16 protein-coding genes are annotated in these 20,280 nt (G+C 43.9%); 10 read left to right on the plus strand and 6 right to left on the minus strand.

Annotated elements, in window-relative coordinates:
- Positions 1 to 51 precede the first annotated feature (51 nt).
- Positions 52 to 564: an acyl-CoA thioesterase gene (locus HY064_08315; protein ID MBI3510654.1), complete on the plus strand. Its 513-nt coding sequence runs from the start codon at positions 52 to 54 to the stop codon at positions 562 to 564.
- Between the two features lie 225 nt (positions 565 to 789).
- Here the strand turns inward: HY064_08315 and HY064_08320 are convergent, their stop codons facing one another.
- Both HY064_08320 and dusB read right to left on the minus strand, forming a co-directional pair.
- Complete coding sequence (locus HY064_08320) at positions 790 to 1,380, minus strand: TM2 domain-containing protein (protein MBI3510655.1); 591 nt, start codon at positions 1,378 to 1,380, stop codon at positions 790 to 792.
- A gap of 43 nt (positions 1,381 to 1,423) precedes the next feature.
- Positions 1,424 to 2,416 (minus strand): tRNA dihydrouridine synthase DusB, encoded by a 993-nt coding sequence (gene dusB / locus HY064_08325; GenBank protein MBI3510656.1) that lies wholly within the window; start codon positions 2,414 to 2,416, stop codon positions 1,424 to 1,426.
- 144 nt (positions 2,417 to 2,560) lie between these two features.
- Between dusB and HY064_08330 the strand changes: the two genes are divergently transcribed.
- From HY064_08330 to HY064_08340, 3 genes are all read left to right on the plus strand, one after another.
- A complete protein-coding gene (locus tag HY064_08330; protein ID MBI3510657.1) occupies positions 2,561 to 3,382 on the plus strand; it encodes a CPBP family intramembrane metalloprotease in 822 nt (273 codons plus the stop codon).
- Between the two features lie 66 nt (positions 3,383 to 3,448).
- A complete protein-coding gene (locus HY064_08335; protein MBI3510658.1) occupies positions 3,449 to 5,854 on the plus strand; it encodes a gliding motility-associated C-terminal domain-containing protein in 2,406 nt (801 codons plus the stop codon).
- 171 nt (positions 5,855 to 6,025) lie between these two features.
- On the plus strand, positions 6,026 to 7,099 hold the full coding sequence (locus tag HY064_08340; GenBank protein ID MBI3510659.1) for an HU-CCDC81 and SPOR domain-containing protein: 1,074 nt from the start codon (positions 6,026 to 6,028) through the stop codon (positions 7,097 to 7,099).
- A gap of 22 nt (positions 7,100 to 7,121) precedes the next feature.
- On the opposite strand, the gene HY064_08345 is transcribed toward HY064_08340, so the two are convergent.
- The 3 genes from HY064_08345 to HY064_08355 form a co-directional block, all read right to left on the minus strand.
- Positions 7,122 to 7,682, minus strand: coding sequence for a CopD family protein (locus tag HY064_08345; protein ID MBI3510660.1), 561 nt, complete (start codon positions 7,680 to 7,682; stop codon positions 7,122 to 7,124).
- A gap of 140 nt (positions 7,683 to 7,822) precedes the next feature.
- Entirely contained in the window at positions 7,823 to 9,760 is a 1,938-nt protein-coding gene (locus HY064_08350) for an NAD-binding protein (protein ID MBI3510661.1), read from the minus strand.
- A gap of 251 nt (positions 9,761 to 10,011) precedes the next feature.
- The gene (locus tag HY064_08355; GenBank protein ID MBI3510662.1) at positions 10,012 to 10,305 is read right to left on the minus strand and encodes a hypothetical protein; all 294 of its coding nucleotides are present in this window, start codon (positions 10,303 to 10,305) and stop codon (positions 10,012 to 10,014) included.
- A gap of 171 nt (positions 10,306 to 10,476) precedes the next feature.
- Between HY064_08355 and HY064_08360 the strand changes: the two genes are divergently transcribed.
- The 4 genes from HY064_08360 (at position 10,477) to HY064_08375 (ending at position 15,489) form a co-directional block, all read left to right on the plus strand.
- Complete coding sequence (locus HY064_08360; protein ID MBI3510663.1) at positions 10,477 to 11,952, plus strand: hypothetical protein; 1,476 nt, start codon at positions 10,477 to 10,479, stop codon at positions 11,950 to 11,952.
- A 288-nt stretch (positions 11,953 to 12,240) separates the two neighbouring features.
- Complete coding sequence (gene fabG, locus HY064_08365; protein ID MBI3510664.1) at positions 12,241 to 12,987, plus strand: 3-oxoacyl-[acyl-carrier-protein] reductase; 747 nt, start codon at positions 12,241 to 12,243, stop codon at positions 12,985 to 12,987.
- A gap of 78 nt (positions 12,988 to 13,065) precedes the next feature.
- The gene (locus tag HY064_08370; GenBank protein MBI3510665.1) at positions 13,066 to 15,156 is read left to right on the plus strand and encodes a hypothetical protein; all 2,091 of its coding nucleotides are present in this window, start codon (positions 13,066 to 13,068) and stop codon (positions 15,154 to 15,156) included.
- Between the two features lie 156 nt (positions 15,157 to 15,312).
- The gene (locus tag HY064_08375) at positions 15,313 to 15,489 is read left to right on the plus strand and encodes a hypothetical protein (GenBank protein MBI3510666.1); all 177 of its coding nucleotides are present in this window, start codon (positions 15,313 to 15,315) and stop codon (positions 15,487 to 15,489) included.
- A gap of 107 nt (positions 15,490 to 15,596) precedes the next feature.
- Here HY064_08375 and uvrB read toward each other — a convergent pair whose 3' ends face one another.
- A complete protein-coding gene (gene uvrB / locus HY064_08380) occupies positions 15,597 to 17,624 on the minus strand; it encodes an excinuclease ABC subunit UvrB (GenBank protein ID MBI3510667.1) in 2,028 nt (675 codons plus the stop codon).
- A 92-nt stretch (positions 17,625 to 17,716) separates the two neighbouring features.
- On the opposite strand from uvrB, the gene HY064_08385 reads away from it, so the two are divergent.
- Together HY064_08385 and HY064_08390 are read left to right on the plus strand one after the other, a co-directional pair.
- On the plus strand, positions 17,717 to 18,469 hold the full coding sequence (locus HY064_08385; GenBank protein MBI3510668.1) for a glycosyltransferase family 2 protein: 753 nt from the start codon (positions 17,717 to 17,719) through the stop codon (positions 18,467 to 18,469).
- A gap of 139 nt (positions 18,470 to 18,608) precedes the next feature.
- Positions 18,609 to 20,270, plus strand: coding sequence for a T9SS type A sorting domain-containing protein (locus HY064_08390; GenBank protein MBI3510669.1), 1,662 nt, complete (start codon positions 18,609 to 18,611; stop codon positions 20,268 to 20,270).
- The last annotated feature ends 10 nt before the right edge of the window (positions 20,271 to 20,280 follow it).

The following is a 20,280-nucleotide window of genomic DNA, read 5'->3' on the forward strand; positions in this document are numbered from 1 at the left end:
AAAAACAAATCTCATTACTTCTCCCTCCATTCTCCATTCTACATTTACACTATGAAACCAAAAGCTCCCAAAGAATCACTTGCTGTGGCAACGCATCATGTTTTGCCGAACGACACGAACAACCTGAATAATTTATTCGGTGGGCGGCTGCTCGAGTGGATGGATGTGATAGCAGCGATCTCCGCACACCGCCATTGCCGCAGGGTGGTGGTGACTGCAACGGTGAATCATGTTTCATTTCATTCGGCGATAGCGTATGCGAGTATTGTTACGCTGGAAGCAAAAGTTTCGCGTTCGTTCAATTCTTCGATGGAAGTTTTCATTGATGTTTTTGTGGAAGATCCCGTTTCGGGTGAGCGCGTGAAAAGCAATGAAGCGATCTACACGTTTGTTGCCGTTGATCAGAACGGGCAACCATTGCCGGTTCCTCCTGTGGTGCCGGAAACAGAGCAGGAAAAAGAAAGGTATGAAGGAGCGTTGCGCAGAAGGCAACTGGCGTTGATCCTCGCTGGAAAAATGAAACCGGAAGATGCGACTGAATTGAAGAAGTTGTTCATTAACTAGTTTTCCTTCTGGAAATTCAAAAATTCAAAATTGAATTCTTCCGTGGGGAAAAACCAGCCACAAAGTTCACAGGAAGACACAGGAGAAAATTAAAGGTGATGAAGTGAATACGCATAGCCCCGGCCACGTCCCCGCTCTGGCGGGACACGGACGGGCACACAGAAAATTCGAAGTGAAAGCGGTGCGCTCCAAAAAAATTTCATTCACAAACTGATCATTCTCCTTCTACTTTTTATCAAGAAATTCCAGATCGAAATAATATTTCCGGCGATCCTTACGGTCGCGGTAGATAAAAGTTTTTTCGTGAATGTCAATGAGCATTTTCAACGTGATCTCTTCCCGATCCATCACCGGGCTGCGGAAGATCTCGTTATTGTGTTTGAAAATGATCACCGATTGCTGACGGCTTATTTCTTTTTCTGAATTGGAATTGCGCAATGCAGAACTGATGAGCGCGCCGGTACCGCCAATGGCAATGAGCGCGAGATCGACAGCGTCAGACCGGTTTTGATTTTTATCGACCGTCTCCACCCAGGAATTACTTTTCACTTCGCACTCGCGCAGGTTCACCGGAATTTTTTCCCCTTCTTTTTTTATCCGGCTGATAACGGTGAAAAGATCATCCGCTTTTTTCTTATCGGTATTTTTTTTGACCGAAAGAAGCAGGATAAATCCCGCTAATGAAAAAAATCCGCTGATCAGCAACCACAGCAGAGGATAGGGGATGATGTGGCCGCGATAGAAACGAAAAAAAAGCACGGCGAACAAACCGAGAAAGATGCAGAAGGTGGCGAGTAATGCTTTGAATTTTTGCATGGCATTAATTCATCAGGTGATAAAGGGAACGTTGAACGGCTGATCAAAAAATCACAACCCGTGAAAATTTTTCTTTTACTGCGTCCAGCATTTCATTTAATCGTTGCAGTGAATCTTCCGTCACCAATTGAGTGCGCACTTCTTTGAAATCGGGAAGGCCTTTGAAATAATTTGCATAGTGGCGGCGCATTTCAATAATACCAAGACGCTCGCCTTTCCATTCCACCGATTTTTCCAAATGAGTCCTGCACACATTCACGCGGTCTTCGATGGAAGGAGGAGGCAGCTGTTTTCCTGTTTTAAGAAAATATTTTATCTGGTTGAAGATCCACGGATGTCCCACGCTCGCGCGGCCGATCATCACACCATCGACCCCGAATTTATTTTTCATCTCGAGCGCTTTCTCCGGCGAATCCACATCACCATTTCCGAAAATGGGAATTGCTATGCGCGGATCATTTTTCACTTCGCCAATGAGTGTCCAGTCGGCCGGGCCTTTGTAAAGTTGCGTGCGCGTACGCCCGTGTATAGCGAGCGCCTTCACACCCGCGTCCTGCATACGCAAAGCAACTTCAAGAATATTTTTTGAATTATTATCCCAGCCCAATCGTGTTTTCACTGTGACAGGAAGCGAAGTGGAATTCACAACAGCTTTCGTGAGGCGCACCATGAGATCGATATTTTTCAGCACTGCTGCACCGGCGCCTTTACAAACAACTTTTTTCACAGGGCAACCGAAATTTATATCCACAAGATCGGGCTGAACGGTTTCCACAATTCTTGCCGACATCGCCATTGCTTCTTCATCACCACCGAAAATTTGTATTCCCACCGGGCGTTCGTAATCGAAGATGTCTAATTTTTTTCTGCTCTTGATCGCATCGCGGATGAGTCCTTCGGAAGAAATAAATTCGGTGTACATGAGATCGGCGCCATGCTGTTTACAAACAAAACGAAACGGCGGATCGCTCACATCTTCCATCGGTGCGAGGAGGAGCGGAAAATCGGGGAGTGTTATTTTGCCAATGGAGATCATAACCCTTCGTAAGTGCAGAGAAATATTTTACTTCGGAATAATCGGCCGGTAGCCCTTACCTTAGCGCAAATTTACTCATAAAGCGCCACTTCATTGGATCAGAATAATCCACCACCACGACCAGTAATTTCATTCAGTCCGGGCATGCGTTTGTGGCTGCTCATCGTTCTGAATTTTGCCTGCGTGGGATTGTTCCAGCTTTTTGCAAATGCGAATAGTCTTGCGTGGTTGGGCGCAACTTCTCCTTCCGATGGTTACCCGCTGAGTTATGCGAGAACAGGGCAAGTGATTTCAGAAATTTTATTTTTCATGATCCCTGCAATGGTTTATGCGAATATTTTTCCGATGGAACGTTTTTCTTTTTTCCGCCATGGTGTGAAAGTGGATCTTAGAATTCTTCTCATCGGAATTCTTGTGATGATACTCATCATTCCCGGCCTTGATGCGATCGCCCAATACGTGGAGATGAAACTGATGAATCCCGATCTGAAAATAATGCAGGAAACGGGGCAGCAGGCGAGCGACTGGATGGAGAGCATGCCTGATGCGGGAAATCTTTTTATCGTGATCCTCGTGAGCGGGCTGGTGCCTGCGGTGTGCGAGGAACTTTTTTTCCGTGGCTGTATTCAGCAGGTGATGATCGAGTGGACGAAGAAAAAAAATATTTCTGTTTTCGTTACGGCGCTTTTCTTTGCATTCATTCATTTCAATCCCGCAGGATTTTTATCGATCTTTCTTGCCGGGCTCATTCTTGGTTATGCGTTTCTGTGGACCGGCTCCTTACGAACGAATGTGCTGATGCACTTTTTTTTCAACGCCACTTCCATTCTTATCGAATATGGCAACCAGCATTCCAAAGCGGTTCACGATTGGGAAATGCCAATGATGGTTGTTGCGGTGACAATGCTGCTCGGCGCCGGCTCATTTTTCTTTTTGTGGAAATTTTCGAAGAAAAGCATCGCCTGAACTCCTGCATTTGTAAGCGAAAATTTCCTAATTTTAATTTCGCAAACGCCCTTAAAATCCTTACCCATGAATTTCATCCGGCAATTGATGAAGTTGCTTTTCCCTTTGCTGATCACACCGGTATTATCTGCACAACAATATTTTCCTGCCGGACTGAATGCTCCCCTGCAAACCTCTGAAAAAGATTCAACTTCTTCCCGTGCTCTTCTTGCTGATCGCGATCAATGGCAGGAAGTGGTCACTGAAAGAAAATTAAATTCCAGCACATACATTACGCCCGACGGGCGCGTGATCGTGCACACCTGCGAGCGGCCGATCAATTATTACAGGGAGAACGGAGATCTGGTTCCCATTAACAGCACACTTTCTCCAATGGAAAATGGCGGATGGAGTGCAACAGATCAGCCGCATCCTGTTTATTTTTATTCGGATGGTAGCATGGCGCTTTCCACATTGAACGGAGAATTATTTTCATTCGGGAATAATTGTAAGGTGAATGGTACCTGGAATTTCTCCGGGAATATTTCAGTAGAAGATAATCGCTGCTTGATGAATAATGTTGTTCCGGGCGTGAACAGGATCGTAGAAATGCACGAAAATGCGGTAAAGTACAGTTATGTTATAACACAACCTCTGAATATTTCCACCACGGATTTCTCGGTTAGTGAAGAGCTGAATATTCCGCATGGAATGAATCTGCAGAATGATGTTACCTATGGGCGGAAAGAAAATGATGGATGGAAAGGCGACATGATCCTGGTGGATGCAGAAAAAAATGTGAATGCAACATTGCATTTGCCCATTGTGTACGATGCGAATCACCAATGGACGCTCGGCACTTACAAAACAGAAATTGAGAACGGAAAAACGATCCTTGAAATTAGTATTCCTGCTTCCTGGCTCAATGATCCTTCAAGAACATATCCTGTTACGATTGATCCGCTCATTACGGGGCCAACAGCGTTGTGGGTTGGCGGATACATGCCTTCCTGCCTGGCGCCCGCTTATAATTCCGATAGTATTCTTGTTACCCTTCCCGGACAAATATCTGTGACCGGCCTCGTGGTCACTTCCAGTTTTTATGCTGATCCATTTACGACGGCGATCATGGCTGATGGTGCAATGTGGTTCAGTACTGTTTGTAACATCTCGCAGGTTTTTACTATTCCAATTGCAAACGGCGGCAATCTTCCGGGAACTGCCTACCTCGATACATTCAACATGCGTTCTCCGCTGATGTGTTGTTTCCCGCAATCCTGTTCGCAGAGTACTTTTTATTTGCGCATGCATTTGCAGCGAACACAACCGGGTGCAGGTTGCAACACCACTTACATCCGGCATGATCCATTTACAACACTGTGGCCATTCCAGGCATTCGTTGTTGGACACACGGTGGAAAAATTCGGAAACGGATTCAGTGTGCAGGCGGCGGGAGTCTGTTCGCGTAATTGTACATTCACAGGAACAGCATATTTCAAATACGGAGTGCCACCATTTACTGTCACGCATCCATGGCTAAGCGGACCTGTTGTGGTGGGAACGCCGGTCGGTTGCAGTTTTGCAACCACTATTCAATCGCTCACATTTCATATTCCGAATTGTCCTGTTTTCTGTGATACATCTACTTCGCTTTTCGTTTCACCACCGGTGATCACTGATGCGTGTGGGAATACAGTGACCGGGCTTGTGGGAAGATATCTAACAATAAAACCAACGCCGGATATTACAGCATCGCCAGATCCGGAAACAGTTTGTTCGGGCACACCATACAATATTGCATTGACAAGTTGTTTAAATGGTTCAGCTTTTACATGGACGACTGTTGTGGATACCGGCAACGGAAATATTTCAGGCAATGCAATAAATAATTCCACTACGGATTCTACTACGAATTACACAGCATACGCCACGCTCAATGGTTGTTATTCCGATACCATTCATCCTGTGCTTGTGATTGCTCCGGATCCGAGTGCTGCATTTACTTTTGCGCCGCAACCTTTTATCGCGGGGGTTGCTGGAAATTTTATTGATCAGTCGAATTATTATTCGGGCACACCATTCGCCTGGTTCTGGGATTTCGGCGATACCACTTTGTTGGGAACATCGCAGAATCCTGTGCACACGTACACGCATCCGGGCACACACACGGTTTGCCTCATTGTTGAAACCAGTCAGACTTGTCTCGATACTATTTGCCAGGATGTAGATGTGATACCTGCAGAAGTAGAAGCGGTGAATGTGGTTACGCCGAATGGAGATGGCATCAATGATCATTTGCAATTCAAGTATCTCGAATACTATGCAAGCAATCACCTCGATATTTATGATCGCTGGGGAGTGTTGTTGTATTCGAAGAATAATTATGCGAATGACTGGGACGGAAGTAAATATTCTGATGGAACGTATTATTACATTCTCTCGGTGCAGGACACGAAAAAGAATTACAAAGGATTTTTTGAGATAATAAAGTGAGGGGTTATGGGTGATGAGTTAATGAATTATTCTGAACATTAGCAGATCACCTCATTAGCCCATTAGCAATATTATAATTCCCTTATTCTGAAACCGTTGATATTTCGTTGAAAAAACAAAATTTATTTCGGGCGGTGTTTGACTAATTTTGACGCTTAGGACAAATCCGAAGTGAATATTCCGCATTACATCAGTGAATTGCTTTTTAAACACGATTGTGTTGTTGTGCCCGGCTTCGGCGCTTTTGTTTCCAATTATTCTTCAGCGAAAGTAAATCCAACTGAACATACCTTCACTCCTCCTTCTAAGCAGATCGTTTTCAATAAGCATCTCCGGCAGAACGATGGACTGCTTGCCCAAACGATCGTGAATGAGAATGGATGCAGTTTTGATGAAGCGATGAATGCCATCCGTTATTTTTCTGAAGATCTTGCACGCAGAATAAAAAATAATGAGCGCGTAGAATTGCATCATCTCGGAATGATCTCGGGTGATGTGGAAGGAAATATTTCTTTCGAAGCGACCACGGAAGTAAATTACTTCATCGGTTCATTCGGATTGACCTCTTTCCGTTCGTTGCCTGTAATAACGGATGTAATTCCTGATCGGAGGAAACCAATTGAGCGCATCGATCGTGTTGTTCCGGAAGAGAAAAAAACGATCACCGAAAAAGCAATTGCAACGCGCCCCCGGCGCACTCGTGCCGCCCTGGTGACTGTCGCTATACTGCTGCCATTACTAATTGCGGGATTATGGTTTACTTCTGTGAAGACAAATGCTCTTGCCGGATTCAGCTGGTTCGGAAATAAAAAGTATTCATTGTACAACCCGGAAAAAATTTCGCGCAATCTTCCCGGGAAAGATGAAGGAGATCTTGTTCCCGATGCAAATGGAATTGCGCACATCAATCTTGCAGATAACGCGCCGGATATTATCGTTGACATTCACAAAGTTGTTCCCGATTCCACAATGGTGGCGAAAATGAATGATCTTCATTTGAAAAATAGTTCATCCTGGGGCGAAAAAAAATATTATGTAATAGCAGGTGCGTTTGCTGTTCCGGAAAATGTGACAAAATATCTGCGGGTGCTGGAGAAAAAAGGATTCAAACCGGAAATAGTTGAACGCTTGTCAAGCAAACTCACCCACATCGGCATCGCTTCATTCGACTCAAAAACGGAAGCGGAACAATTTCTTTCAACGGTGAATAAAGATCTGCCGGGAGTCTGGATATTGAAAAAATAATTTTCTCCGCACTGCCTCCTGCTTATTGCTTGCCTCCTGCCTTCTCCTTCTTGTCCCTGTTTATTTTGTAGATCGCAACGCTTGCCAGCAGGATCGCGGTGAGCACAAGCAGGCCAAGTGTGACCCACACCCAGTCGGAATTTTTTTTCGGGATCACGAGAAACATGATCGCAAAAAGAAAAATGGTCGCAACTTCATTCCACAATCTTAAATTGAACGACGACCATTTAAAAACATCTTTCTGTTGCATTGCGAAAATAAAATGAGTTTGAAAATGATAAAGAAGTAATCCTGCGACGAAAGATAATTTGAGAATGAACCATCCTTCCTTGAGCAAACCGGGATTTAAACCGAACATCCACATACCGAAAATAGTGGCGAGCAGCATCGAAGGCCAGCCGATAGCATACCACAATCTTTTCTGCATGAGTTTGAATTGTGTGCTGAGAATTGTTCTCTCCGGTTCCTGTTTTGCATCAGCTTCTACATGATAGATGAGTAAACGCGGCATGTAAAATAATGCAGCGAACCACGTAACTACAAAAATGACGTGCAGTGTTTTTATGTAAACATAATAATCCATAGTGTGAAGGTAAATGAAGATTGGTTATTATGTAGCATTAGAATTGATAAAGAATAAAGCATCTGTAGATGATGTCGCTATTGAAATCATTTCATTTCCGCATGATAACTAATTTATAAAACAAATAAAGTTCAAAAATTCTAATCCTCAGCAAGAACAATGATCTTGTCGGCTGGAGAGAAAGTGATCATTTCTGATTTCGACGGATTCACTTTCACACCATACGCTTTTGCCGGATCAGAAGATTGTGCGGTGATGCGATAACCGATAGCAGTTTCTCCCCGTTGCGATGCTGCTTCGAGAATGGTATAAAAATTCATGGGCTTGCCCATCTGCACATATTCTTTCGCCGGCTTAAGATAAATTTCTGAACCTTCTGAACGGAACAGATCTTTGAAAACAGCTTCGAGACGTTTGTTCTCCGAGATCTGGGAAAGCAAAAGACTGATCAGTTTATCACTCACGATAAAATCATCTGCTTTCGCCACTTCTGCGAGCGCGCGGTTACGTACGTCGCGCATTTCAGAAACAATTGAAAATTCTTTTCCCCCTGCTTCCGAAATATTCCGCAGGTGAAGCAGCGTGATCAGCACTTGCGCATCTGCTTCCTGCACATCCATGTCGTTATAGCAAAGAAGAATGATGTGGTTGTAAGAAGGAATATCCAGCGACTGAATAACGGCTTTCTCTGTGATATTTGCGTGGCGGTAAACAAGATTCTGACGCTGCAGATTTTTTTTGATCTCCTTAGTGTCTTCTTCCGAAGAATTGTCTGACGATACCACCATCACATCTGAACCCTGCGCAACATAATTATCGAGTTCGCTGATGATCGCAGATCCTTTTTCATTCCACCCCAGAATAAGCGTTCTTTCCTTTCCTGGTTTTTCTCTTTCGCCAATGCTGATCACCGACGTGTCGGCTTTCGGCGGCAAAGTTTTTCCAACAACAAGTGTATCGTCATCTTCCGTAATGGCAATCACCTGGTCTCCTTTTGCAAATTTGGTATCCATTGGCGGATTGATCAGTAATTCTCCATTCGCACGCATCATTCCCATTACGGCAGAATCTTCAAATGCGCTGATCACCTCGCGATAGGTTTTTCCTGTCAATGTCGCTTCGTCTTTAAAATAAATTTCCGCGCCATCAAAATCCATGAGTTCGGTGTACACTACACTTAATCCCGACTGGCGGCAGGTTTGCGCAGTGACACGCGCAATGATGTCGCCCGAAAGCATGATCGATGCTTCATTCCCACCAACCAATTCCGCTGCTTCCATATTTTTTTCATTGCGCAATTCAGCAACAATGTGATAAGGATCTTTTTTACGATTCGGATTATTGGTAAGTGCAAGAATAGATTTGATCACGTACGTGTCGGGGTTGCCCACATCTTCCGGCGAAAGAATGATTACTGATCTTGCATCATGCGGACTCGCCACTTCAAGATCATCAAGATCAAGCGGACTTCCTGTGCGGCAAATGATCTTGGTGTTTTTTGTGGAAGGAAATTTAGAACGGATCTCATCTTCCATTTCCACTTTGTCTTTATCAGCGAGAATAACGATGCGCGGTTTTTTCTGATTTTCATTAGCGATCAGCAATTCAGAAATGATCGTGAAAATTTTTGGCGACCATCCGAGGATCAGCGTGTGCCTGTTCTCAAGGACCTTCGATCTTCCTTTGCGCAATTCTTCAATGGTGCTTTCCAATCCGGAAGTGATGGTACCAATGAGTGTACTGAGAATGAAAATTCCGCCGATTGTTACCACCAGCATCAGTCCGCGTACGCCCCACTTTTCGACTCGTGTATATTCAAGACTGTTTCCATCATTCGCAAGATTTCCGGAATCCATTGTGCGCATCAGACTCTGCCACATGGATTCGGCAAACCCTGGTTTAGTTCCCGGATTGTTTGAATCGGCACAAAGATGTGCGATCACAATGATGATCGCGGCAATGATCACAATGAGTACAGAGAGTACAGCGAGCCAGCCGATGATAGCTATCGGGCCCTTGGCAATGGTATTCTCAAATGAATAACGAAAACGCTGGCGGAAACTGGGTTTGGAAGACATAAGCAGTGATTTTGTTTCAGGCGATGAAGGTAAATCAAAATCGGAAAGAAGAAAATGGATGGAAAAGTTTAGGAAAAAATAAAGCACCGGCCGTTACGACCGGTGCTATTTCAGGACATTCGTTCAGCTAATTTTCCTGAAATTTGAAAGAAAGGCGAATAAAAAAGTGTTGCTTTAATAAAAACAAGCTGTATCCATTCAAAAAATTATTTGTAAAACAAACAACAGATTAAGCAGATCAATTCATTTTTTTATCCGTTAACAACATCGTAACCTGTGATCACGCCATTGCTGATGTAAACGATGTATTTTATATTGTTCACATCATACACATACACGTTGCAGCTTCCTGGGATCGTCTCGATGGACTTAATGGTAATTCCATGTGAAAGCATGTAATCGTATATCTGTTGCGCTGTTACGCCACAATAGCTAGTGGTGTTGTCAATAGAAGCTGACTTTTTGGGCGCCGTATTCGTTCCTGCAAGAACAGGAGAAAGAGAAAGAAGTACGGCAGCTGCGAGGAGTAGGAATTTGTTTTTCATGAGAGGTGGTTTTAAGTTTTGCGATTAAAATAATTTTAGCAAACCTCTATAATAATAGTCAGGAACAGGCAGACATTACCGTTTATCTTGGACATTCGTTATATTTAATCCATCATTTTTATGGAGAACCTATTTAAGCTTCTCAAATCACTCTCACCCATACAAAAAAAAGTGACGAAAAAATTTCTCACTTCTTTCAGTATGCGCAATGAGAAGACGAAGTATTGGGAACTCTCTGAATATGTTCTGGCGCGGGAAGAGTGTCCCACCCTCGAAGAATGTTCCCTTCACTTGTACAATTCACAAACAGATTCAAGAATTATCCGGATCAAGAACCGTGTTTTTGCGCGTGTGCTGGATTCACTGCTCATCGACATCAACATTTCAAGATTCGGTTACGAAGATGAGATGCATCCGATCCAGATCCATTTGCGGAAGAAAATGATCCTTCACGAATTGTTGCGCTACACTCCGCTTCGCGTTACGGTTGGCGCGACTATCCTGCGGGAAGTGATCAGCACATCGAAGCGATATGAATTATTTTCCATTCTTCTCGACGCGTTATATATCAAGAAATGGTTGGGCGGAATGAAGGAAGGATTTGAATATTATAAAAAAATTGGTTCGGAGATCGAATTCTATGAAGAGGCAAAAATGGCCAATCAGAAAGCGAATGACCTGCTCATTGAATTAAACAGTTACGATGTATTCAATCCGAATGCAGATCCTGAACAGATGGAATCTTATATGGAGAACACGCTGAAATCGCTGAGATCCGGTTATACAAAATTCAAAACAAAAAATATTCTGTTCACTATTTATTATTTCGAACTCGCTTTGTTTCACCAGCGGAATCAGTTCAAAGAGGGACTCGCATTGTTGGAGGGAACATTAGAGTGGTTGAAAAATGATAAAGTGGTTGGAAGAAAATTCCGCATTGGTACATGGTACAGCCAGATGGCCGAATTCCAGGCGTTGCTTGGTAATTATGAATTGGCTCTGGAACAGCTCAGGAATTCAAGAAAATATTTTTCAGAATCTTCCATGAATGTTGTAGTGAGTAAGCGAAGCGAGATCAATTATATTTTCCAGTTGGGAAAATACCGGGAAGCAAAAGACCTGATCGATGAACTCATAAATAAAGGAACCCGGGTAATGGGAGACTTCAGGCGGGATATTCTTGTTTACACAAAAGCATGTTGTCATTTTATGCTCGGTGAATTCAAAGAATGTTCCCGCATCGTCAGTCAGAAATATGTGATCATGAAAGACAAACTCGGATGGGAACTCAATTTGCGATACCTGCGCATCATGACCATGATTGAACGCGGGCATCCGGATGAAGCGATGGCGATGGTGGAAAGCACATCGAAATTCATTGAGCGGAACCGGAATAACAAAATGCTCACCATCCGCGACAGGACGATCTGCAAACTCATGCAGGAACTTGCGAAAGAAGGATTCTCATTCCATTCTCCTTCTGTGCAAGCGTATCATTATATCCTGCTATTGATGGAGAAGAATAAGCCACACCGCTGGGAATTACTCGGAACAGAACTTGTGAGGCCGCACAATTGGGCAAAAAACAAATACAAACAATTTACAATTGCATCACCGAAAAAAAGAAAAGGAAAAAAATTGGTTTAAAAAGCGAAGAGCAACGCTTAACCCCAAAAGCGCTGCTCTTCTTAAGTCGTCCTGCCGGGCGGCAGAACTAATACAAATGTAGTCGTTCATTTTACTTATCCAAATTTCAAGGCATTTTTTTTATTGTACCGGCTCATAAAACAAGAAGAATGCCGGTTATGACAATTTTCCGACAGAAAGCAGGAAATATTTTTTCGTTGATTCCCAATGAGAGATGCCTTCCGGCCGCAAGAATGCGTCCCTTCTTTTTCTGTTATCTTTGAAAATTCAGTAACTCATTCATCCTCTATGAAAATTTTAGAAGGGAAAAAAGCGCTCATTACCGGTGCGTCCCGCGGAATAGGAAACGGAATTGCTCTTCTGTTTGCAAAACACGGAGCCGATGTTGCATTCACCTATTTATCCTCAGTAGAAAAAGGGGAAGCGCTCGAAAAAGAATTGTCTTCATTCGGAATAAAAGCAAAAGGATATCGTTCAGATGCCGCCGATTTTAAAGCAGCAGAAGATCTCGTGAACGCAGTTGTCACTGATTTCGGAACGGTCGATGTGCTCGTGAATAATGCAGGCATCACGCGCGATACGCTCCTCATGCGCATGAGCGAACAACAATGGGACGAAGTGATAAAAGCAAATCTGAAATCTGTTTTCAATCTCACAAAAGCAGTACAGCGTCCCATGCTCAAACAAAGAAAAGGATCCATCATCAACATGAGTTCAGTGGTAGGCGTTCGCGGAAATGCGGGACAGGCGAATTACGCGGCATCAAAAGCCGGCATCATCGGGTTTACAAAATCAATTGCACTCGAACTCGGTTCAAGAAATATCCGTTCCAATGTAGTTGCTCCCGGATTCATCGAAACAGAAATGACCGCAGCGCTCGATCAGAAAGTGGTGGAAGGATGGAGAGAAGGAATTCCGCTGAAACGCGGCGGAACTCCGGAAGATGTAGCGAACGCATGTTTGTTTCTTGCTTCCGATCTTTCTTCATACATCACGGGCCAGGTTCTGAATGTTTGCGGAGGAATGCTGACTTAAGTCCTGAGACAGGAGGGAGGAGAGTGAAGATTAATTTCACTTCAAATTCCGATCTCCATTCTCTAAATTCCCAGCCGAATGAAATTTTCCATTGTCACAGAAGCTCCACGCTGGTACACGCTCTTATGTGTGCTGTGCGGCATCGCATACGCACTCGTGCTGTATTTCCGCGACAAACGGCTGAGTGAAGTTTCGCGCAGATTGAAAATTGCAATGGCGATCCTGAGGGGAACAGTCATTTCTATTCTTGCTTTTCTTTTATTGAGTCCGCTGCTGAAAACTATTTTCCGCGAAGTGCAGAAACCTGTAATTGTGATCGCACAAGATGCATCAGGATCACTTTTGCTCGGAAAAGATTCTGCGTTTAATAAAAAAGAATTTCCTGAAAAACTGGATGCGCTCATTGCAGCGCTCAGTGAAAAATACGATGTTCAGACGTATTCGTTCGGCGATCATTTCCGCGAGAAAACAGATTTTAGTTTTAAAGACAAGCTCACCGATTTTTCGACGATGTTCGATGAATTACAAACGCGTTATTCTGATCGTAATCTCGGCGCTGTGATCGTGGCAAGCGACGGGATCTACAATGAAGGACAAAGTCCTGTTTATGCCGCTGAACAGATCCGTGCGCCGGTTTTTTCAATTGCACTCGGCGATACCACCATCCGGAAAGATCTTGTGCTGACAAAAGTCGTTCACAATCGTATTGCATTTCTCGGGAATACTTTTCCGCTTGAAGTGGTGGTTGATGCTCATCGTTGCAATGGTTCTGCTTCTACACTCACTGTTTCAAAAGGAGGCCAGATTCTTTTTTCGCAACCGGTGAATATTAATTCCGATCCGTTCAATACTACCATTCCGATTCAGTTAACGGCAACAAATGCGGGCATGCAGCATTACGTGGTGGCGCTCTCCGTTCTTGATGATGAAAGTAATATTCACAATAACGCGGAAGATATTTTCATTGACGTTCTCGACAGCCGCGAAAAAATTCTCATCGTTGGCGCCACTCCTCATCCTGATATGGGCGCACTGAAAGAAAGCATTGAGTCGAATGATAATTATGAAGTGGAATCTTACCTGCTCGATGATTTCGATCAACCGGTGAGCAAATATAATCTCGTAATACTTCACAGCATTCCTTCTGATAATGCGCAGGGACAGAAATTACTTTCCGATCTCGCTGCTGCAAAAATTCCGGTGTTCTATATCACCGGCTCGCTCAATCGTTACCAGCAGTTCAACGCACTCGGTACGGGTGTCACAATAAATGTGAACAGTTCGAACGCGAATGATTGTGAAGCGGTTCCGGTAAATGATTTTCCACTTTTTAACCTGAGTGATGAGGCACGGAATTACATTCCGAGATTTCCTGCAGTAAAAACTCCGTTCGGGAATTTTCAATCGAAACCTTCCGTCATTCCATTGCTCAAACAAAAGATCGGCTCGCTGAAAACAGATTACCCGCTCTGGGTTTTTTCACAGCAGGGCGATCGCAAAGTTTCTGTTTTTGTAGGAGAAGGATTCTGGCAATGGCGGTTGCATGATTTCGCCGATCACCAGAACCACGATATTTTCAATGAACTCATTGGTAAAACAGTGCAATATCTTTCCGTGCGCGACGACCGTAGTTTTTTCCGCGTGTCGGTGAAAAATAATTTCCTGGAGAATGAACCGGTTTTGTTCGATGCAGAAGTTTACAACCAGAGTTATGAATTGATCAATACTTCCGAAGTGAGCATCGATATCATTGATGAAAGCGGCAAACGTTACCAGGGAATTTTCACGCCTACTGCACACGCTTATCATTACGATGCGCGACAGTGGAAAGTGGGACAATACAAGTACGAAGCAAAAACAAAAGTGGGCGATAAAATTTATACACAGTCCGGAACTTTTTCGGTAAGCCCTTTGCTGATAGAAACAGCGAATTCCACCGCCGATCACCAGGTACTTTTCGATCTCTGTGCAAAACACAATGGAACGATGGTGCTTCCCGGCGAAATGCAGAAACTCGTGGAGATCCTCAATGCCCGCGATGATATCAAACCGGTTATTTACAATCCGAAAAAATTAGTCGACCTCATTAATGTGTGGTGGATCTTTGCGCTTTTACTTTTTCTTCTTTCACTCGAGTGGTTCATGAGAAAAAGACATGGCGCTTATTAAATTCAAAAATTCAATGATTTGAATGGGAGTAAAACCCATTTGTTTATCGTTATAATAAAAGCATTGGTCGGAGGTTCATGCACATTTTACCAACAAATTGTTTTTGGAGTGGAATTGTTGTAATATTGTTCTACAAACACGAAATAATACCCAACCATGTTGAAGTCACTCCAAAAAATTGTAACCGGCAAAGTGATCATTGCCCTCCTCGCTTTTTCTGTAGTTGCATTTGTAGCAGAGTCCTGCGGGCCTAAGCACGCCTGCGGAACCAAGCACCAGAAAAAACAGCGTAACAAACGCATCAAGCATAACACCACGTTCATGACCTACTGATCATAAGGTTGTGTTAAAACACAAATGACCTGCGGAAACGCGGGTCTTTTTTTTAACCGCAGATTTTCGCGGATTTATTTTTATCCGGGAGGACTCAATTCCTGCAATTACTTTTGCTTCGCTAATTTTTCCAGCGCAAACATTTCATCCCGCAATCGTGCCGCCTCCAGGAAATCCATTTCCTTCGCCGCCGCCTCCATTCTCTTCCTCGTAACAGAAATGGTTTTTATCAATTGATCTTTCGTCATGTATTGAAAAACCGGTTCAGCCGCAATATTCGCACTCAATGTATCCGGTTCCACGTAATAATCAGTTTTCATTTGTTTTCCGCGCGTCAGCTCGAGCACATTCGACAAAGCATCTTTCGATTTGATGATCTGCCGCGGAATGATCTGGTGATCGAAATTATAAGCGATCTGTTTTTTTCTCCGGCGATCCGTTTCTGCGATCGTCTTTTTCATCGAGTCCGTCATCCGGTCCGCGTACATGATCACTTTTCCATTGATGTTCCTCGCCGCTCTTCCCACGGTTTGCACTAATGATCGTTCTGAACGGAGAAATCCTTCTTTATCCGCATCGAGAATTGCAACCAGTGAAACTTCCGGCAGATCGAGCCCTTCGCGAAGAAGATTTATACCAATGAGAACATCGAACATTCCCTTGCGGAGATCCTGCAGAATTTCCACGCGGTCCAGCGTTTCAACATCACTGTGAATGTAACGGCATCGAACGCCGAGTCCTGAAAAATATTTGGTGAGTTCTTCCGCCATTCGCTTCGTGAGCGTGGTCACGAGTACGCGCTCATCACGCTCCGCCACACGGTTTATCTCATCCAGAAGATCATCCACCTGTCCTTTGCTCGGACGTATTTCTATTTGAGGATCCAATAATCCCGTCGGGCGGATCACCTGTTCAACAACAACTCCTTCCGATTTTTCCAATTCATAATCTGCCGGAGTTGCACTCACGTAGATTACCTGGTTCTGCATTAATTCAAATTCATCAAACTTCAGCGGACGATTATCAAGCGCCGATGGAAGACGGAATCCGAATTCCACGAGCGCCTCCTTGCGCGAGCGGTCGCCACCGTACATGGCGCGCACCTGTGGAACTGTCACGTGGCTTTCATCGATCACCATAAGAAAATCATCCGGAAAATAATCGAGCAAACAGAACGGGCGTGCGCCGGCATTACGTCCATCAAAGTAACGCGAATAATTTTCTATCCCGGAGCAGTAACCGAGTTCGCGCATCATTTCAAGATCATACGTTACGCGATCTTCCAGTCGTTTCGCTTCCGCGGTTTTACCAATGGAATTGAAATATTCCACTTGCTTCATCATGTCGTCCTGGATGGAGTGAATAGCATTCTTCATTGTATCCTGCGAGGTGACGAAAATATTCGCCGGAAAAATATTGATGCTGTCGAATTTTTCAAGAATACGTCCCGTAGAATTTTCAAACGTTTCGATCTCTTCGATTTCATCACCAAAAAAATAAACACGTACAGCGTGATCGGCATAAGCAAGATAAACATCCACCGTATCGCCTTTCACACGGAAATTTCCGCGGAGAAAATCACCTTCGGTTCGGGAGTAAAGTGAAGTAACCAACTGGTGAAGAAATTTATTCCGGCTGATCTTCTGCGTTTTTTCTATGTGAATGACATTCTGCGCAAATTCATCAGGATTACCAATGCCGTAAATGCAGGAAACGGAAGAAACCACGATCACATCACGCCGGCCCGACAATAAAGAAGAGGTAGCGCTCAGGCGGAGTTTTTCAATTTCATCATTGATGGAAAGATCTTTTTCAATGTAAGTATCCGTTGTGGCGATGTAAGCTTCCGGCTGATAGTAATCGTAATAAGAAACAAAATACTCCACCGCATTTTCCGGGAAAAATAATTTGAACTCACTGTACAATTGCGCAGCAAGCGTTTTATTATGGCTGAGCACCAGTGTAGGTTTCTGAATTTTGTCAATGACATTTGCGATCGTGAATGTTTTTCCGGAACCGGTAACGCCGAGCAGCGTCTGGAATTTTATTTTTTTACTCAGTCCTTCCGTAAGCTGGCGTATTGCTTCAGGTTGATCGCCTGTAGGTTTGTAATCGGAAACAATGTCAAATTCCATTCGGTAAAGGTAATTAGGTTATCGGTTAAAGGTTATTGGGAAAAACCAATAAGCAATAACAAGTAACCAAATGCCATCTTATATTTGTCGCCGTGATCCTCGGAAAAAAATTAGTCGTGGTATTGCCGGCGTACAACGCAGAAAAAACGCTGCGTGAAACTTACGGCGAAATTCCAATGGAGATCGTTGACGAAGTGGTGCTGGTGGATGATGCGAGTAAGGACAATACCATTGGTGTTGCGCGCGAGATCGGGATCAATCACATTATCCGTCACGAAAAAAATAAAGGTTATGGCGGAAATCAGAAATCATGTTACGATAAAGCTTTATCGCTCGGAGCCGATATTGTGATCATGCTTCATCCCGATTACCAGTACACACCGAAACTTATTTACTCGATGTCGTACCTCATCGCCAATGATGTTTATCCCGTTGTGCTTGGTTCGAGAATTTTAGGAAAAGGTGCGCGCAAAGGAGGAATGCCTTTTTACAAATATGTTTTCAATCGTTGTCTCACCTTCGCGCAGAATATTCTCATCAGCCAGAAACTTTCGGAATACCACACCGGTTATCGCGCATTTTCAAAAAAAATTCTTACCTCGATAAATTACCACGCCAACTCCGACGATTTTGTTTTTGACAATCAAATGATATCACAGATCGTTTACGCCGGATTTGAAATTGCAGAGATCACCTGCCCGACAAAATATTTTGATGAAGCATCGTCCATTAATTTCAGCCGTAGTTTGAAATACGGATTAGGATGCATGAGTGTTTCCTTTAAACACCGATTCAACAAATGGGGGCTTATGAAGAGTGAGATTTACCAGGTTCCGAAGCATTGATATTAACCGGAAACCTTCAAAAACCAACCTTTCCTTGCATTTTATTGCTAATTCTCAACATATTTTGATCTGCTATTGACTTATATCAATTTTTTTTTGAAAATTGAGTACAAATTAAAGCCGTCCTAAAAAAACAAACATGAAAAAAGCATTTACTCTTCTAGCAGGTATCGCGCTCACCGCGACCAGTGCATTTGCGCAGCTCACCAACGGAAGCACAGCTCCCGATTGGACGCTGACTGACATTAACGGAAACAGCTGGCATCTTTATCAGTTGACCGCAATGGGAAAAACAGTATTCTTTGACGTATCCGCAACATGGTGCGGCCCTTGCTGGAATTATCATAACGGTCGCGCACTCGACAGTTTGTACGATCAGCATGGTCCGAGCGGAACCATCGACCAGATGTGTTATGTTTTCTTCATTGAAGGAGACGGCACAACAACTTCTGCCGATCTCAATGGAACAGGAACGAACACACAGGGTAATTGGGTAGCTGGAACAAATTTCCCAATCATTGATCCTCCTGCGGCAACCATCAATCCGTGGAATACGCAATACAACATTGCTTATTTCCCAACGATCTATATGGTTTGCCCGAACAATAAAGTTTATGAAGCAGGCCAGCAGAATCTTGCAGGACTTGTAAGCTCCATGAATATCTGTCCTTACAATCTGGATGCACTTCCAAACGGAGCAGCTTCACTTGCTTGCACAACAACTTATGCGCCGCAATTCACTTTGAAAAATAACAGCATAAGCACTGCGCTCACTTCCTGCGACGTAAACTGGCACGTTGATTCCAACGGTCCGGCAACTTACAACTGGAGCGGAAATCTTGCAGCAGGCGCTTCTACTACTGTTACTCTTCCTACGCAAACGCTCACTGCCGGTAACCACGTTCTTTATGTGGCCACCACCAACCCAAATGCATCTACGGATAACAACATCAATAACGATTCTCATGCTTATCCTTTCGGAGTTGTTACTGCATCAGGAACAACAACGCCTTACACTAATGCAATGACCAGCACTGCATGGCCATATACGAACTGGATCGTGAGCAATTCTGATGGTGGATTTACATGGTCGCACAGTACGCCTAATGGTGGAGCTGCGAAATATGATTTCTACAATAATCCGAACATTGGTGATGTGGATGACATGATCGTTGAACCGATTGATATGAGTGCAATGACATCCGCTTCACTTTCTTTCGATGTGGCTGATGCACGTTACAGCGCATCTTACATTGATCAGCTTGATGTTCTTGTGTCAACCGATTGCGGCGCAACATGGACAAACGTTTACACCAAATCCGGTTCTACACTTGCAACTGTTCCTGACCAGACTTCCGCTTTCCTTCCAACTACTGCTAACCAGTGGAGAAATGATTGCGTGAACATGACTCCGTTTGTCGGAAACAATAAAGTGTTCATCGCTTTCCGTGCAACGAATGGTTATGGCAATGATCTTTACATTGACAATATCAACGTTTCAAATGCTGCGTGTGCAACAGGAATTGCAAATGCAGGAGTTGGCGTGAATAACCTCACGCTCTTCCCGAATCCTTCGAACGACCAGGCCAACATCAATTTCAACCTGGATCATTCTTCTGATGTAACGATCAACGTTTACAACATGGTTGGAGAACTTGTTTACTCCAAACTCATGGGCAACGTTGCAAACGGAACACAGAATGTACAAATGAATACAGCGGAACTCAGCAACGGCCTCTACATGGTAGAACTCATTGCCGGTGGCAACCGCACGGTAACAAGAATGACAGTAAGCCACTAAGGCCAACTGG

Source organism: Bacteroidota bacterium, assembly GCA_016194975.1.
Lineage (GTDB): Bacteria > Bacteroidota > Bacteroidia > Palsa-965 > Palsa-965.

Coding starts and splice junctions, on each gene's coding strand:
- HY064_08320 (MBI3510655.1), bottom strand. CDS start 1,380: ATGCAAAAATTCAAAGCATTACTCGCCACCTTCTGCATCTTTCTCGGT.
- HY064_08315 (MBI3510654.1), top strand. CDS start 52: ATGAAACCAAAAGCTCCCAAAGAATCACTTGCTGTGGCAACGCATCAT.
- HY064_08330 (MBI3510657.1), top strand. CDS start 2,561: ATGCGTTTGTGGCTGCTCATCGTTCTGAATTTTGCCTGCGTGGGATTG.
- HY064_08370 (MBI3510665.1), top strand. CDS start 13,066: ATGAAATTTTCCATTGTCACAGAAGCTCCACGCTGGTACACGCTCTTA.
- HY064_08390 (MBI3510669.1), top strand. CDS start 18,609: ATGAAAAAAGCATTTACTCTTCTAGCAGGTATCGCGCTCACCGCGACC.
- HY064_08335 (MBI3510658.1), top strand. CDS start 3,449: ATGAATTTCATCCGGCAATTGATGAAGTTGCTTTTCCCTTTGCTGATC.
- HY064_08355 (MBI3510662.1), bottom strand. CDS start 10,305: ATGAAAAACAAATTCCTACTCCTCGCAGCTGCCGTACTTCTTTCTCTT.
- HY064_08350 (MBI3510661.1), bottom strand. CDS start 9,760: ATGTCTTCCAAACCCAGTTTCCGCCAGCGTTTTCGTTATTCATTTGAG.
- fabG (MBI3510664.1), top strand. CDS start 12,241: ATGAAAATTTTAGAAGGGAAAAAAGCGCTCATTACCGGTGCGTCCCGC.
- dusB (MBI3510656.1), bottom strand. CDS start 2,416: ATGATCTCCATTGGCAAAATAACACTCCCCGATTTTCCGCTCCTCCTC.
- HY064_08375 (MBI3510666.1), top strand. CDS start 15,313: ATGTTGAAGTCACTCCAAAAAATTGTAACCGGCAAAGTGATCATTGCC.
- HY064_08345 (MBI3510660.1), bottom strand. CDS start 7,682: ATGGATTATTATGTTTACATAAAAACACTGCACGTCATTTTTGTAGTT.
- uvrB (MBI3510667.1), bottom strand. CDS start 17,624: ATGGAATTTGACATTGTTTCCGATTACAAACCTACAGGCGATCAACCT.